Here is a 16,114-nt window from a genome sequence, read left to right on the forward strand (position 1 = left end):
GAGGGTGATCGATCCCGCACTCCTCCGTGAGAATCCTGACCTCGTCCGCCGCTCTCAGCAGGCCCGTGGCAACTCGCCGGAGTCGGTTGACGAGGCCATTGCCGCGGACACTGCGCGCCGTGCGGCGATCAACACCTTCGAGGCGTTGCGTGCAGAACAGAACGCGTTCGGAAAGACCGTCGCGCAGGCGCCCAAGGAAGACAAGCCCGCCCTCGTGGCACAGGCGAAGGAGCTCTCCGACCGGGTCAAGGCTGCTCAGGGCGACGTGAGCACGGCAGAGGAAGCGGCCCAGCGCGCGTTCGCGCGCATCGAGAACATCGTCATCGACGGCGTCCCCGCCGGAGGTGAGGACGACTACGTCGTGCTGCGCGAGGAGGGCGTCGTTCCGGCGTTCGACTTCGAGGTGCGCGATCACCTGGAGCTGGGGGAGAAGCTCGGCGCCATCGACATGGAGCGCGGCACCAAGGTGTCCGGATCCCGTTTCTACTTCCTGACCGGAATCGGCGCGCGCCTGGAGATCGCGCTCATGAACCTCGCGCTCAACCGCGCCATCGATGCGGGGTTCACCCCGATGATCGTTCCCACCCTGGTGCGCCCCGAGGTGATGCAGGGCACCGGCTTCCTCGGTGAGCACGCCGACGAGGTCTACCACCTCGACAAGGAAGATCTGTACCTGGTGGGCACCAGCGAGGTTGCGCTCGCCGGGTACCACATGGACGAGATCCTCGACCTCGGACGCGGTGCGAAGCGCTATGCGGGCTGGTCCACCTGCTACCGCAGCGAGGCCGGCTCCTACGGCAAGGATACCCGCGGGATCATCCGTGTTCACCAGTTCAACAAGCTGGAGATGTTCGTCTACACCACGCCGGAGGACGCTGAGGCCGAGCACCAGCGCCTGCTGGCTCTGCAGGAGCAGATGATGACCGATCTGGGCCTGGCCTACCGTGTCATCGACACTGCCGCGGGTGATCTCGGATCCTCGGCCGCGCGTAAGTACGACATCGAGGCCTGGGTCCCCACGCAGGGGAAGTACCGCGAGCTCACCTCCACCTCGAACTGCACCACGTACCAGGCACGCCGCCTCGACATCCGCTACCGCCCGGACGGCGGCAAGACCACGCCGGTCGCGACGCTGAACGGCACGCTGGCGACGACGCGGTGGATCGTGGCGCTGTTGGAGACGCATCAGCGCGCCGATGGTTCCGTCACTGTGCCGGAGGTGCTTCGTCCCTATCTCGGTGGACTCGAGGTGATGGAGCCCACCGCGTGACCACTCGTGCGCTGATCGCGCTGGACGTTGACGGCACCGTTGTCCTGGAAGACGGGACGCCGAGCCCGGGAGTCATCGACGCGGTGCATGCCGCTGTTGCCGCCGGACACGAGGTGACGCTGGCCACGGGCCGCAGTTGGAATGCGACGCAGCCGATCCTCGAGCTGCTCGACATCACGCCCGACTACGTCGTCTCCTCCAATGGTGCCGTGGTCTACCGACGGGTCGGCGATGACTACGAGCGCTTCCACACCGAGACGTTCGACCCCACCACCGCTCTGGAGCTGCTGCGCGAGCAGCTCCCCGACGCGCACTACATGGTGGAGCTGGAAGACGGCACCCGCCTGTTCACCGAGGAGATGGAGCACTGGAACGTGAAGTCGGGCCATCAGGTCCCCTTCGCCCAGCTCTCGGCGCAGCATGTGTCGCGTGTCGTGGTCGTCTCCGCCGATCATGACGAAAGCGACTTCGCCCGTCTGATCGAGGACATCGGCCTCAACCAGGTCTCGTATGCCATTGGCTGGACGGCGTGGCTCGACATCGCGCCGCAAGGTGTGGACAAGGGCACCGCGCTGAAGCTGATCAGTGAGTGGGCTGACTTCGACCCCGCGCAGTCCGTCGTCATCGGTGACGGACGCAACGATCTCGGTATGTTCGAGTGGTCGCGCTCGCACCAGGGAACCGCCGTGGCGATGGGGCAGGCGCCGGATGAGGTGCGCGCGGCCGCGTCGATCGTCACGCATTCGGTGGCGGAAGGTGGCGTTGCGCATATCCTGCACCGCTTGTTCCTCGACGCGTCCTGACGTGCACAGCCCCTACTGGGCACCTGCCCAGCGCGCGCCCAGCGCAATCGGGGAGCATGAGGTCGGATAGACTCGTCCTCACGAGCGGTGCGCCGCTTGGGAGGGTTGTCCGAGCGGCCGATGGACCTGGTCTTGAAAACCAGTGGGCAGCAATGTCCCGTGGGTTCGAATCCCACACCCTCCGCTTTGATCCGGTTCACCCCGGGAGCATCCGCCTGCACGCCATGGGGCTGCAGGTCCCGAGGCTGAAAGGAAGCGTGTGAGCGCAGCGTCCCCCGAACGCTCCCGTCGTCGCACGATCGCACGGCACGGTCGGCTTCGCAGTCCGCGACCGATCGCGCAGCTGCTGACCCTGGTGGGTGTTGCTGTGGCCACGGTGATGGTGGCCGGCATCGGCCTCGCCGGGTATCTGACGTACGATCTGGCCTCGTCGTACGCGGCCGACGCCACCGACATCGGCGGAGAGGTGCCCCCGTCGATCGCCGAGATCGAGGGCGGAGCGAACATCCTTGTCGCCGGCACGGATGTGTGTGAACCCCAGTACGCGCAGTACTTCGGTGATCGGTGCCAGGAGGGCCTCGCGGAGGAGGGGGCGCGCAGCGACGTGAACCTCCTCGTGCACATCTCGGAAGAGCCGCGCAAGATCACCGTGATCAGCTTCCCCCGCGACCTCATGGTGCCGATCCCGGAGTGCACCGATGCCAACGGCAACGTTACGTCGGAGATGAGCAAGCAGATGCTCAACTCCGCCTTCGACACCGGTGGTCTGGCGTGCACCGTCGCCACGATCGAGCAGCTCACCGGCATGGACATCCAATACGCCGCGTCGGTGAACTGGGGCGGCGTGATGGCAATCACCGACGCCGTCGGCGGCGTGACGGTGTGTCTGGCCAGCCCGATCCGCGATCCCTACACCGGCATCGACTGGCCGGCCGGCGAGCGCACGATCCAGGGCTACGAGGCGCTGCAGTTCCTGCGCACACGTCATGGTGTGGGCAACGGCGGCGACCTCGGTCGCATCAGCAACCAGCAGCAGTACATGTCCCGGCTCGCGAAGAAGATGATGAGCGCCGAAGTGCTCACCAACCCAGCCACCCTGCTCAAGCTGGCGAAGACCACGCTCTCCGCCATCGACCCGTCGACGTCACTCACCGATCCGATGACGCTGGTCAAGCTCGCGTTCACCGTGAAGGACGTCCCGTTCGACGACATCGTCTTCGTGCAGTACCCCGTGTACGACGACCCGGCCGATCCGAACCGCGTGGTCCCCGATGAGGATGCTGCCGGCGTTCTGCTGACGGCGCTGGCCAACAACAGTTCTCTGCAGATCACGGGCGATGCCGGCATCGGCGTCGTCGCGGAAGGCGCCACGCCCACGGACGGCACGACGCCGTCGGACGGCACCGATACCGGTGCGGTTGACCCTGCCACGGACGGCACCGTGATCGAGCCGACGCCATCCACGGCGCCCGACGGCTCCGTGCTGCTTCCGTCGCAGATCACCGGAACGACGGCGGCGCAGAGCACCTGCTCCAACGGCCAGGTGAACTGAGCCCCTCCCGGGTGCGTGCATTCGCGCATCGCGGCGAGACCCGTTAGTATTGCCAGGTGTGCTTCGCTCGACAGAGTGAAGATCACGGAGACGTCGCATAGTTCGGCCTAGTGCACCACCCTGCTAAGGTGGAGACCCCCTTACGGGGGTCCGTGGGTTCAAATCCCACCGTCTCCGCCACGTTTGTTTCTGACCAAGACCACATGATGTGTGTTGTTTCGGTTTCCGTTCGCCATTCCCGTCATCGGTCGACGAATTCTCACCTGAGGTACGGCACTTGACCGGTCGGGGGAGCCACGGCCGCGGTGATGGCTGAGATCTGGTCGCGGTGAAGCACGTCGCGCGAGCGCCAGGCAAGGCCCACCTCGAAGGTGATCTCGCCGTCGGAGAGCGGATACACGTTCGTCTCACTCAGATCGAAGAATCGCGCGCTCGGCAGGTCGTCGCTCGGTGTGATGAGCATGAGTTCGCCCGTGCGGGCCATCCTGGCCTGCAGCCCCACCATGTCGCGGAGGTCGACCTCTTCTATCGACTCGACCCCGGCTGCGGTGATGCCGTCGAGGAAGATCCGCATCGGCGTCGGCTGCATGATCAACGGCAGCGACAGAATCCGTCGGCCGGCAAGGTCGGACAGCGTGAGCGCGCGGCCGAGGTCAAGCGAGTTGTCGCCGACGGCGGCGACAGAGTAGCTGTACTGAGCGAGCGGGACTGATGAGATCTCTGGATCCTCGACGGGAAGATGGACGAGCGCGAGGTCGAGGTCACCGTGACGCAGTGACTGCAGGAGTATGGACGACAGGTCGGATGCATACTCCGGCTTGCGGCCGGTGACGGCCTCGATCGCTTCGACAAAACGGCGCGTGAGGACGCGGGACGTCCACGGGGTGCCTCCGACGCGGAGGCGCGGCTCGACGTCGAACCCGAGCTGCGCGGCTTCCTCTGCCTGAGCCAGAAGCTCGACGGCGAGCGGCAGGAATCGATCGCCGAACGGGGTGCGCTCGAACTGGTGGTACGTGCGCGTGAAGAGGTCGCTGCCCAGCTGCCGTTCGAGCTCGCGGATCGTGCGGCTCAGGGGCGAGGGCGTGACGTGGAGCTCCTCGGCGGCGGCAGTCACCGTGCCCAGTCGCGACACGGCGACGAAGGCTCTCACCTGCGAAAGCTCCACGCACTCACTCTAGAGCGGCATCAGGTGACCGCACAGGTCCGTTGCGCTCACGCACACATTGCGCGCCAGGACATGTGCTCCGGTCTCCACACGACAGGTCTGGCTTCCCGTCTGGGTCTTGTGTATGTGCCACGTCGTGCTGCGTCGAGATGGCCCACTTTGCGCTGGGCCAACGGAGAGGCCGATGACCAGAGTGGCAGCAACCGGGTCGCGACGATGCCGACACGGTGACACGAAGGAGTGATCATGGCTGACCTCGAAGTCGACCTTCCCCTGACCGGGCTACGCATCATCGACGCTGTGAACGGCCCCCTGCAGAACGTCGGTCGAATCCTCGCCGATCTCGGAGCCGAGGTCGTGCGCGTCGAGGAGCCCGGCGGATCGAGCGCGCGTCGCGAGGGCGTCATCGTCGATGGCCGCAACCTCACGTTCGCACTCAAGAACGCCGGCAAGCGGCGCGTCGAGATTGACGTTGCGACCGAGGAGGGCCGCGGCGCGTTCGCAGAGCTGGCCGCGTCGGCAGACGTCGTGATCCGTGACGGCTCAGCCTGGCAATGGGCCGACCGGGGGCTGTCGGCCGCAGCGCTGCGCGCTGCCAACCCGCGCCTGGTGGTCGTGGAGATGAGTGACTTCGGCAGCTTCGGTGACCGCTCGTCGTGGCAGGCAACCCCCGATGTGCACGCTGCGCTCAGTACCGTGCTGTCGCGCTCGGGTCTCCCCGATGTCACCGAGCCACTGCTGCCCCCGGAGTTCCTTGCCTACGAATCCGCCGCGGTGCAGGCCGCCTGGGTGGTCATGCTCGAACTCGCCCACGTGCGCGCCACCGGTGAGGGTGACACCGCTGACTTCTCAGTGCAGGAGGGCCTCATCCAGATCCTCGACCCCGTCTTCGGGATCGGCGGCAGCGCGCGAGCCGGTGTTCCTCTCCGAGACCTGCCGCGCGGGCGGCCCGACTCGCGTCACCTCTACCCGATCTTCCGCGCCAAGGACGGCTGGGTGCGCATCTGCGTGCTCGCGAAGCGTCAGTGGCAGGGGATGTTCGAGTGGCTCGGGAGGCCGGCGGAGTTCGCCGACCCTCGGTACGACGACACGCAGGTCCGATTCGGTGCCGTGGCGACGCTATACCCGCGCATCGGTCAGCTGTTCGCCGGACTCACGATGGAAGAAGCCGTCGAGCAAGGCCAACAGCTCGGCGTGCCGACCGCCGCGGTGGCCGATGCTGCCGACGTACTCGGCGAAGCAGCGTTCCACGAGAGCGGATCGTTCGCCCCTGCCCCGGCGCTGGGCGAGGGTGCCGTCGCCCACACCGGCTGGTTCGAGATCGACGACGTCCGGGCGGGGGCGCGGTGGGCTGAAGAGGGGGCGACCGATCTGACCGCGAAAAGCACGCCCGGTCTCGTCAGCGTCCACGACGCGCGCCCGGGCCGTCTCCCGTTCGAGGGGATGCGGGTCCTGGATCTCGGCGTCATCGTGGTCGGCGCCGAACTGGGACGGCTGTTCGCTGACTACGGCGCGGATGTCATCAAGATCGAGTCGAGCTCGTTCCCCGACGGATCACGCCAGTCGCCCGGCGGGGAGCTCATCACCGAGGGTGCCAGCTGGGGGATGCGCAACAAGCGCAGCCTCGGCCTGAACCTTCGTACCGAAGAGGGCCGCCGCATCTTCGCCGACCTCGTCACGGCAAGCGACATCATCCTCACGAACTTCAAGCCGGGCACTCTCGCGTCGCTCGGATTCGACATGGAGACGCTGCGCTCGCTCAACCCGGCCATCATCCTGTCCGAATCGAGCGCCTTCGGAAACCACGGTCCGTGGAGCCGTCGACTCGGCTACGGCCCGCTCGTGCGTGCGAGCGCCGGCCTCTCGAAGCTCTGGTCGTACCCCGGCAACGAAGACGGGTTCAGCGATGCGATCACGATCTTCCCCGATCACGTCGTGGCGCGGCTCAACGCCGTTGCCATCGTCTCCCTGCTGCTGCGCCGCGATCGGACAGGACGAGGCGGACGGGTCAGCACCGCACAGGTCGACGCGATCTTCGGCGGCATCGCGGACTGGCTGGCGGCGGAGTCCCTGCAGACCGGTGCGGGGCTGCGCGCCACCGGTAACGACCGGGACGGCGACGCCTTCCGCGGCGTCTTCGCGAGCCGGGGCGACGACGAGTGGCTTGTCGTCGACGCGCGGGGCGACGACCGCTTCGCGGCGGTCGCGCGGATCATCGGCCGCCCGGACCTCGCGGCCGCGCCGCACCTGGCGACGGCCGATGAGCGGTGGGCACACCGTGTCGAACTGCGGGCCGTACTCGCATCGTGGTCAGCCGAGCGCACGGGGACGGATGCCGCTGCCGCCTTGCAGGCGGCGGGCGTGCCGGCCGCACCGATGCTCCGCCTCGACGACCTGCAGACCGATGCACACCTCCGAACTCGCGGCGTGTTCGGGCGCCTCGTTCAGCCTCAGCTACCCGAACCGCTCCCGACGAATCTGGGCGAGGCGCGCACCGAGAGCCTCGCCGACCCCCGGCTCACTCCTGCGCCCCTCCCCGCCGAACACACCCGGAGCGTCCTCGAGGACGTGCTGGGGCTGCCTGCCGAAGAGATCGAGCGTCTGCTCGCCGCCGGAGACCTCGAAGAACATCCCGCCGCGGCGCCGCACGTCGTTGCCACCGCTCCCGCTGTCTGACCCGACGCAACCGAAAAGGGAAGAAATGACCATCTCCACCACGGAACACACAACGACCATCGACCTGCCGGCGACCGTCGTCGAGATCGGAGGTGAGGGCGCGGTCCTCGCCGAGCAGCGCGGACACGTCCTCCTCGTCACGATCAACCGGCCCGAGGCGCGCAACGCTGTCAACCGCTCGGTGATGGTCGGCGTCGGCGAGGCGCTCGACTTCGCCGAAGAACAGTCCGATGTCTGGGCCGTCATCATCACCGGTGCCGGTGACAAGGCCTTCTGCGCCGGCGCCGACCTCAAGGCGGCGGCCGCGGGCGAGCTCACCGACGCGGGCGACGAGCGCCTGCGCCGCTGGGGATTCGCCGGATACGTGACCCATCACATCTCCAAGCCCACGATTGCCGCCGTCAACGGATTCGCGCTGGGCGGCGGTACCGAGATCACGCTCGCGAGCGACCTTGCCATCGCCGCGGATACCGCGAACTTCGGGCTGCCAGAGGTCAAGCGCGGCATCTTCGCCGGAGCGGGTGGAGCATTCCGCCTGCCGCGCGCGATCCCCGACAAGATCGCGATGGAGGCGGTGCTGACCGGCAGACCGATCTCGGCGCAGCGGGCATATGAGCTCGGTCTCGTCAACCGCGTTGTTCCCCGGGATGACCTGCTCGAGGCCGCGTTCGCGCTGGCCGATGAGATCCTTCAGAACGCACCGCTCGCCGTGCAGGTGAGCAAGCGCATCGCAAAGGGAATCACCGATGGCGCGGTTCCCGCAGAGGCGGGCGACTGGGAGCGCACAGGGCGTGAGGGAGCCGTGCTCATGGCCAGCGCGGACGCCCGCGAGGGGATGCTCGCGTTCGCCGAGAAGCGCGCGCCGAAGTGGCAGGGGAAGTGACGATGACGACGACACGCACCGCCATCGCCGGCCTCGGAATGAGCGAGCTCGGCAAGGTCTACGGATACACCGCCACCGAGTTCGCCTCGATCGCCGTGCGCAATGCCGTCGCCGATGCCGGGCTGCAGCTGAGCGATCTGGACGGCCTGATCATGTCCAGCGGGATCAACCCCGGGGTGGGGCTGAACCTGCAGGGTGCGCTGGGGCTCACAGACCTCACCGTCCTCACGTACATGCAGGGCTATGGGTCGACGGCTGCGCAGATGGTGCAGTACGCGGCCATGGCGATCGACGCGGGCATGGCTCAGACGATCGCGATCGTGTGGGCCGACGACCCCCTCCAGGCCGACCGTGGCGCGGGCGCCGCCTACAAGTCGGCAGCCGCCGGCTACTCCGGCTGGCAGGGCATGCTGGCGTCAAGCGGCATCTACAGCGCGAACACCTACTATGCGCTGGCTGCTCGCCGGCACATGCAGAAGTACGGCACGACGAACGACCACTTCGGAGCGATCGCGGTGGCGCAGCGCGAGTGGGCGACGCTCAACCCGCTCGCCCAGCTGAGGACTCCGATCACGCTCGACGACTACCACGATTCGCGCTGGATCTCGGAGCCCTTTCACCTGCTCGATTGCTGCCTCGTCTCCAATGGCGCCATCGCGCTGATCATCACGTCCCTCGATCGCGCCCGATCGCTCGCGCAGCCGCCGGTCGAGATCCTCGGCTGGGCGCAGACGCATCCCGGCCGCACCGGCGTTCGCAACGATGACTTCGGATTGGTCACCGGCGCTGCGCGTTCTGGCCCCGCGGCCCTGCGCATGGCCGATACGACGCTCGACGAGATCGACGTGGTCGAGGTCTACGACTGCTACACGTACACCGCCCTCGTCACCCTCGAGGACTACGGTTTCGTGCCGAAGGGCGAGGGTGGAGCGGCGCTCGCCGAGCCCGGCATGCTCGGCATCAACGGTCGCCTCAAGGTCAACACCGGCGGCGGCGAGCTGTCCTCCTACTACCTCTGGGGAATGACCCCGCTGTCCGAGGGCGTGATCCAGGCGCGTGGACAGGGCGGCGAGCGGCAGGTCGCGAAACACGACCGCGTCCTCGTTTCCGGCAACGGCGGCACCCTCGATCATCACGCGACCCTCGTGCTCGGCACGGTCTGAAAGGAACCAGACATGGCGATCATGCCTGTGCGGCGGGACGCCGCCACCGCGACCTTCTTCGACGGCACCGCGCAGGGCGAGTTCCTGCTCATCCGCGACACGCTGACCGGGGATCTGCTCGATCCTCGCACCGACACCGCCTTCGACCGGCCCCGCTTCGAACACGTCGCAGCGTCCGGGAACGGGACGGTCGTCTCCTGGTCGATCCCGCACACTCGCCTTCCCGACGGGACCACGCAGCAGAGCGTCGTCGGCATCGTGCAGCTCGACGAAGGCCCCTGGTGGTGGACCGAGATCCGTGGGTTCGCCGCCGACGAATCGCTCGACGGCGCCGCTGTCGTCGTGGGATTCGAGCGCTCCGGCGACGGAGAGCACGACGAGGTCATTCCGTACTTCACCAAATCCGACTGACCGTACGAAGCAGTTGACTACGAAAGGACAATGATGTCTGACAAGATCACGCAGTCGCCCGCCGGCCCACCGGCAACGAGTGGTGGGCCGGTGGGGCTCCTGACGGTCGAGGAGACGATCGACAGGATGCCGCGCGTCGGCCTCACCCGCGGCGCATGGATCGCCCTCATGCTGGCCTTCTTCTTCGCGAACTACGACATCGGCGTCTTCGCCGTGTCGATCCCGTCGATGATGGCCGGTATCGGTCTCCAGCCCGGAGATCTGGCCTGGCCGGTTGCTTTGAACCTCGCCGGGTACGCGGTCGGTGCCTACATCTTCGGGCACATCTCCGACCGCAAGGGCCGTCGGATCGGTCTCTTCCTGACCATCCTCCTGCTCGGGACCGGTGGTGCGCTGACCGCGCTGGCATGGGACGCGGCTTCCCTGTCGTTCTTCCGATTCCTGACGGGGGGCGGCATGGGAGCAGTTCTCGCCCTCTGCTCGGCCTACATCGGTGAGATGGCGCCGAAGAACCGCCGGGGCAAGTACCTCGCCTTCCTCTATGTCATCGGCGGAATCCTGAATCTCGTGATCGGCTTCGCATCCCTCCCGGTGCTGGCCGCGATGCCCGAGCACGGATGGCGCGTCCTCATGGCGTTCGGTGGTCTGGTGCTGCTGATCCTGCCGTTCATCAACAGTCGCGACCTCATGGAGTCGCCGCGATGGCTGGTCGAACAGGGCAGGGTCCAGGAAGCGACGGCGATCGTCCGCAAGATGGAGCGCAACGCCGGCCTCGACCCCGCGGAGGACACGGAAATCCTGCGTGTGGCGGACAAACCTGACGTTGACGTCGAGGTTGAGAGCCCGCTGCGTCAGCTCCTTCGTCCGCCGCTCATCCAGCGGCTGCTCATCGTGCTCGGCTTCTGGTTCGTCTTCTACGTCGCGATGTACGGATTCGCCAGCTATCTGCCGCTTCTTCTCGCCGGGGTAGGCGTCGAGACCTCCAACGCCCTTTTCGTGACGGTGCTGACGCGGGTTGCTCCGCTGATCATCGGATTCGTCGTGGTCGCGCTCATCGAGAAGCTCGAGCGCCGCACCATGATCATCCAGGGGACGATCATCTTCGCGCTCGGTGTCGCGCTGATCATCGCCGGGTGGGGCGACATCGCGGCGACGATCGGCTCGCTCCTGGCGACGATGGGCATCGCGTACATGGCGACTCCGGCGTACACCTACACGGCCGAAGTCTTCCCGACGACTGCCCGCGGCACGGCCGCCTCGATCTGCGACGGTCTCGGTCACCTGGGCGGCGCCGTCGCGCCGTTCGTGATCCTCCCGATCTTGATCAATGCGGGCGCTGTCGCCGCCGGCATCACGATGATCGCGCTGCTGATCGTCGCGGCTGTCCTCATCCGTCTCGGCGTGCGGACAAAGGACCGGTCGCTGCTCGAGATCAACAACTGACACCCTCCACGACCCCGAGCATCGCAGCCCAGCTCGGTCGACCGAGGCAGCGCCTCGTGCATGCTCTGCACGAGGCGCTGCTTCTGGGATTCGTGGCCTTGCTCAGGGGGTAGGACACCCGTCGACGTGTCGTTGGCGTGACGTGCGTTCCCTGGGCACCCCGGCTGACACGGTGGGCTCGTTCATATGGTGTTCGTGTGCGCAGGTCCACGCGAAAGACGCCACCGTGAAAGCTGTTGAGGCTGACGTTGCCGAAGCTGCGGGCCGTCATGGATTCGACGCGTCCGGCGCGATCTGTGTGATCGACCTCATCCTCGTGGCCCGATTCGTGGGCTCGCTGTGGGCGATGTGTGGCAGACCGATATGTGCGAGCCCTTCTCCGCGCGTACCTGCAAATACTCCTTGACTACGTAGTCAGAATCCCCATACGATAGCCACGCCCATTCAGAGAGGAGAGGCTGTGAGCGAAGCGGCTCCCCGCACCCGGCGCGTATCCATGACGGACGTCGCGCGTATCGCCGGCGTCTCCCAGAAGACCGTCTCCCGAGTCATCAACGATGAACCGTACGTGACCGACAGCGTCCGCGAGCGGGTGCTCGATGTGATCGACCGGGTCGGGTTCCGTCCGAACGAAGCGGCTCGCGCCCTCGTCACCCAGCGGACCAGGCGGATCGGCGTCGTCGCCCTGGGCGGCACCGGGTTCTACGGCCCCACCTCCGTGCTGGCCGGTGTCGAGTCTGTCGCTCGCGGGGCGGGCTATGCGCTGAGCATCATGCGCACCGACCCGGGTGAGGGAGCCGACATCCAGGCCGCGATCGACGCGCTCGCGGGGCAAGGGGCCGAGGCCATCGTCATCTCGGAGCCAGTGGACTTCGGTCGCGGGCCGCTCAGCATTCCCGACGGCATCGAGGTGCTCACGTTCGGGATGGCTCCCGTGACCAGCAGTCCGCGCGAGCTCGTCATCGGTGCGGATGAGGAGGCGAGTTCGCGTGACGCGACCGAACACCTCCTGGTCCAGGGGCACGCCACCGTGCACCACATCTCCGGCCCGATGAACTGGCTCTCCAGCCAGCGCCGCCGCGAGGGGTGGCAGCGGGCGCTCGCCGATGAGGGCGCCCCGATCACCGAGCCGGTTGAGGGGGACTGGACCCCCGCCGGCGGATACGCCGCGATGGCCGTGATTCTCGAGTCCGGCCTGTGCACCGCCGTGTTCGTCGCCAACGATCAGATGGCGATCGGTGCGATGTCCGCGATCCAGGCCGCCGGTCTTCGTGTCCCCGAGGACGTCGCCGTCGTCGGCTTCGACGACATCGATGTGTCCGCCTACCTTCCTGTTCCCCTCACCACCGTCCGCCAGGACTTCGCCGAGACATCCCGGATCGGAATGCACCGGCTGCTTCGTGCTCTCGACGGGCATGCGCCCGAGAGTGCGCACCGCACCCTCCGCGCTCACCTCGTCATCCGCGAGTCGAGCCGCAGCCCCTCCACTCGCTGACGCTCTCCCCACCCCGGAGACGTCGGCGTCCCGCAGTATGACAACGTAGTCAGGATTTTCGCATGACCAGATCCCCTCATCCACCAGGACTGACACGCAGGGACGTTCTCCGCCTTTTCGCCATCGGCGGTGGCGCCGCGCTGCTGGGCCCGAGCCTCGCCGGCTGCGCGCCCGCCAACACCCGACCGACTACATCGGGCGACATCGACCTGTCGTTCTGGACGCACGACGACGGCTACATCGCCTTCTTCACCGACGCGGTTCCGCTCGCGGAGGCGAACTCGCCGTTCCGCTACCGCCTGGACATCACGAAGGCCGGCGCGTCCGACATCGTTACCAAACTCATCGCGCAGGCCGTCGCCGGCACCGGCACGCCGGATGTCGTGGGACTGGAGATCGGAGCGTTCGCGCGGATGCTCCGTGGCGACATCGCCCCAGAGCTGCTCGCCGACTACAGCGACGCGATCGCCCCGATCGCGGACGATCTCATCACCGCGCGCCTCACCCCGTTCAGCAAGGACGGCAGGGTGTATGCCCTCGACTCCGACACTCCGCTTACCGTGCTCTACCACCGGGCCGACGAGTACAAGCGGCTGGGGCTGAGCACCGACTTCGGCACCTGGGAGGAGTTCGGTCGGGTGGGCGCACGCATCGCGGAGAAGGAGGGCGTCGCCCTCAGCGCGGTCGCGACGAGCGACCCCGGCGGCACGGTGCAGAACTGGCACATCCACTTGCTCCAGCGCGGCGGCGACCTCTTCGACGCGGACGGCAACGCCACGCTCGAGACGCCGGAGGCCGAAGACGCCCTGACATTCGTCGCACAGGGCGTGCAGTCTGGTGCGATCGCCACCGTGGCGGACATGTACGGCCCGAGCGTTCAGAGTGGACTCAAATCCGGCAAGATCCTCGGCGTCAACATGCCGTCGTGGTACGCCAGCTACGGAATCAAGCCGAACGTCCCCGAGCAGTCGGGAATGTGGCGCATCGCGCCGCTCCCGCGATTCGAGGGTGGCGGCGGACGCACGGCTGTCGGCGGCGGCACCGGATTCGGCACGCTCCGCGACAAGACGGCAACGGACGCTGGCATCGCGCTCGTCACCACCGCCTACCTGGAACCAGAGCAGCAGATCGCCCGCTACAAGGCGATGGGCTACCTGCCCACACGGCGTTCGGTGTTCGAGTCCGCGGAACTGGCCGCGTTGGAAGACGAGTACTTCGGAGGCCAGCGCCTCTTCGAGACCTATAAGGACATCGTGGACGACGTGCCCGAAGTCCATCAGAGCGCCAACAGCTCGATCATGACCACCGTGCTGTCCGGGCACCTCCTGCGCGCATACAAGGGGCAGGTCTCCCCGGCTCAGGCGCTGCGCGACGCGGCAGCCGACTACCGAGGGCAGGCCCGCGGATGAGTGCCATCACCTACACCGAGACCAACACTGTTCCCCGACTGCGCGGGAAACGCCCGCGCGGCGGACGCATCCGCGGCGGTGCGGCGCCGTACCTGTTCATCGCCCCGTTCTACGTGCTGTACGGGCTGTTCATGATCATCCCGATCGGCGCGGCGATCGTGCTCAGCCTCACCGAATGGGTCGGGTTGGGTGTGCCCAACTGGATCGGCGTGCAGAACTACGTCGACCTCGCGCACGACACCAGCTTCGGCAACGCCCTGGTGAACTCCGCGATCTACACGCTCATCGCCGTGCTGATCGTGGTTCCGGTCGCACTCCTCGTGGCCCAGGCCCTCAACGCCCGCGGGCTTAAGCTGCGTGACCTGTTCCGTGTCGCGTTCTTCGTGCCGATGGTGCTCTCGCCGATCGTGATCGCCCTGATCTACAGCCTGATCTTTGATCGCGACTACGGCCTCCTCAACGCCACCCTGCACGCCCTGATCGGTGTTCCGAACGTGGATTGGCTGGGGGATCCGACCCTGGCGAAGGGTGCCATCGGCTTCGTGCTGCTGTGGCGCACGGTCGGCTACCTCACGATCTTCTTCCTGGCGGCACTGCAGAACGTGCCGCAGGAGCTGTATGAGGCAGCCGCCCTCGACGGCGCAGGGCCGGTGCGCTCCTTCGTCACCGTGACCCTTCCGTCGATCCGCCCGGTGACGGCGTTCGTCATTGTCACGTCGTTCATCAGCGCGGCGCAGCTGTTCGACGAGCCCTATCTGCTCACCAAGGGAGGACCGGGGGAGGCGACCCTCAGCGTCGCGATGTTCATCTACCGCGCCGCCTTCGAACGGCAGCAGTTCGGCTATGCGGCGGCAGCCGGCGTGGTGCTGTTCGCCGTGGTGTTCATCGTCAGCCAGGGGCTCAACCGCCTGCTCGGCATCGGGAGGGAATCATGACCGCACTCACCGTCGAACGACCCGCGACGGCGCCCGCGGCGTCGCCAGTGAACCGACGCCGACCCACGGGCGCACGAACCACACGACGCGTGCTGCTCTATGCGACGCTGATCGCGCTGCTGCTGGTGTTCATCGCACCACTGGTGTGGGCCGTGAGCGGATCTCTGAAGCAGCGCGGCGACATCTTCGCCGTGCCGCCCACGCTCATCCCGGATCCGGTGACGTTCGAGAACTATGTCAATCTCCTCTCCACGCAGCCGTTCTTGGCGTGGTTCGGAATGAGCGTCGGCACTGCGCTCATCGCGACGATCGTCTCGGTGTTCGTCTGCGCGCTCGCCGGCTACGGGTTCGCGAAGTTCCGCTTCCGCGGCCGGCGGGTGCTGTTCGCCGTGATGTTCAGCTCCCTGTCGGTGCCGTTCGCGGTGATCCTCGTGCCGCTGTTCATCCTCGTGGTCAAGAGCGGGCTGGCCAATCCCTGGTTCTCGCTCATCGTCCCCTGGGTGGCACCGGCGTTCGGCATCTTCATGATGCAGCAGTTCATCGTGCAGGCCGTGCCAGACGACATCATCGAGGCCGCCCGCATCGACGGCTGCAGCGAGTTCGGCACGTTCCTCCGCGTCGTACTGCCGTTGCTGCGTCCCTCGCTCGGTGCGCTCGCGGTGTGGAGCTTCCTGCAGAGCTACAACAGCTTCATGTGGCCGCTGGTGCTGGTCTCGGATGCCGAGCAGTACACCGTCCCGCTTGGACTGAACATCCTGTTCGCCTCGGAGAACCGCTCCTACGACCTCGTTCTGGCGGGTGCCGTGCTCGCCTCCATCCCCACCATCCTGGTGTTCATCCTGCTGCGCAAGCAGCTTCTCGAAGGCCTCACGGCCGGCGCTGTGAAGGGCTGATCCGCCATGACCACCC

At 67.1% G+C, this 16,114-nt stretch carries 13 protein-coding genes and 2 tRNA genes; 14 read left to right on the forward strand and 1 reads right to left on the reverse strand.

The window, feature by feature from the left end:
- The first annotated feature begins 4 nt into the window (after positions 1 to 4).
- The 5 genes from serS to ACI3KU_RS04230 all read left to right on the forward strand — a co-directional run bounded on the left by serS (position 5) and on the right by ACI3KU_RS04230 (position 3,805).
- Positions 5 to 1,270, forward strand: coding sequence for a serine--tRNA ligase (gene serS, locus ACI3KU_RS04210; protein ID WP_404921034.1), 1,266 nt, complete (start codon positions 5 to 7; stop codon positions 1,268 to 1,270).
- The gene (locus ACI3KU_RS04215) at positions 1,267 to 2,073 is read left to right on the forward strand and encodes an HAD family hydrolase (protein ID WP_404921035.1); all 807 of its coding nucleotides are present in this window, start codon (positions 1,267 to 1,269) and stop codon (positions 2,071 to 2,073) included. The genes serS and ACI3KU_RS04215 overlap by 4 nt, the downstream gene beginning before the upstream one ends.
- Before the next feature lie 99 nt (positions 2,074 to 2,172).
- Positions 2,173 to 2,257 (forward strand) — tRNA-Ser (locus ACI3KU_RS04220).
- A 75-nt stretch (positions 2,258 to 2,332) separates the two neighbouring features.
- A complete protein-coding gene (locus tag ACI3KU_RS04225; protein ID WP_404921036.1) occupies positions 2,333 to 3,625 on the forward strand; it encodes an LCP family protein in 1,293 nt (430 codons plus the stop codon).
- Positions 3,626 to 3,711: 86 nt separating this feature from the next.
- A tRNA-Ser gene (locus ACI3KU_RS04230) sits at positions 3,712 to 3,805 on the forward strand.
- Positions 3,806 to 3,884: 79 nt separating this feature from the next.
- On the opposite strand, the gene ACI3KU_RS04235 is transcribed toward ACI3KU_RS04230, so the two are convergent.
- On the reverse strand, positions 3,885 to 4,790 hold the full coding sequence (locus tag ACI3KU_RS04235; RefSeq protein ID WP_404921037.1) for a LysR family transcriptional regulator: 906 nt from the start codon (positions 4,788 to 4,790) through the stop codon (positions 3,885 to 3,887).
- A 246-nt stretch (positions 4,791 to 5,036) separates the two neighbouring features.
- On the opposite strand from ACI3KU_RS04235, the gene ACI3KU_RS04240 reads away from it, so the two are divergent.
- From ACI3KU_RS04240 to ACI3KU_RS04280, 9 genes are all read left to right on the forward strand, one after another.
- Positions 5,037 to 7,466: a CoA transferase gene (locus ACI3KU_RS04240; protein ID WP_404921038.1), complete on the forward strand. Its 2,430-nt coding sequence runs from the start codon at positions 5,037 to 5,039 to the stop codon at positions 7,464 to 7,466.
- A gap of 25 nt (positions 7,467 to 7,491) precedes the next feature.
- Entirely contained in the window at positions 7,492 to 8,349 is an 858-nt protein-coding gene (locus ACI3KU_RS04245; RefSeq protein WP_404921039.1) for a crotonase/enoyl-CoA hydratase family protein, read from the forward strand.
- A gap of 2 nt (positions 8,350 to 8,351) precedes the next feature.
- Positions 8,352 to 9,512 (forward strand): thiolase family protein, encoded by a 1,161-nt coding sequence (locus ACI3KU_RS04250; RefSeq protein WP_404921040.1) that lies wholly within the window; start codon positions 8,352 to 8,354, stop codon positions 9,510 to 9,512.
- 12 nt (positions 9,513 to 9,524) lie between these two features.
- Entirely contained in the window at positions 9,525 to 9,923 is a 399-nt protein-coding gene (locus tag ACI3KU_RS04255; protein ID WP_404921041.1) for a Zn-ribbon domain-containing OB-fold protein, read from the forward strand.
- Between the two features lie 30 nt (positions 9,924 to 9,953).
- The gene (locus ACI3KU_RS04260) at positions 9,954 to 11,366 is read left to right on the forward strand and encodes an MFS transporter (protein WP_404921042.1); all 1,413 of its coding nucleotides are present in this window, start codon (positions 9,954 to 9,956) and stop codon (positions 11,364 to 11,366) included.
- Between the two features lie 460 nt (positions 11,367 to 11,826).
- On the forward strand, positions 11,827 to 12,861 hold the full coding sequence (locus tag ACI3KU_RS04265) for a LacI family DNA-binding transcriptional regulator (RefSeq protein WP_404921043.1): 1,035 nt from the start codon (positions 11,827 to 11,829) through the stop codon (positions 12,859 to 12,861).
- A gap of 62 nt (positions 12,862 to 12,923) precedes the next feature.
- Positions 12,924 to 14,270 carry an ABC transporter substrate-binding protein gene (locus ACI3KU_RS04270; RefSeq protein WP_404921044.1) on the forward strand — a complete coding sequence of 449 codons (1,347 nt, stop codon included), beginning with the start codon at positions 12,924 to 12,926 and terminating at the stop codon, positions 14,268 to 14,270.
- Complete coding sequence (locus ACI3KU_RS04275; protein WP_404921045.1) at positions 14,267 to 15,205, forward strand: carbohydrate ABC transporter permease; 939 nt, start codon at positions 14,267 to 14,269, stop codon at positions 15,203 to 15,205. Before ACI3KU_RS04270 ends, ACI3KU_RS04275 begins: the two co-directional genes overlap by 4 nt.
- Positions 15,202 to 16,098, forward strand: a complete 897-nt coding sequence (locus tag ACI3KU_RS04280; RefSeq protein ID WP_404921046.1) for a carbohydrate ABC transporter permease — start codon at positions 15,202 to 15,204, stop codon at positions 16,096 to 16,098. The genes ACI3KU_RS04275 and ACI3KU_RS04280 overlap by 4 nt, the downstream gene beginning before the upstream one ends.
- Positions 16,099 to 16,114 lie beyond the last annotated feature (16 nt).

This window comes from Microbacterium sp. ZW T5_56 (assembly GCF_044987425.1).
GTDB lineage: Bacteria > Actinomycetota > Actinomycetes > Actinomycetales > Microbacteriaceae > Microbacterium.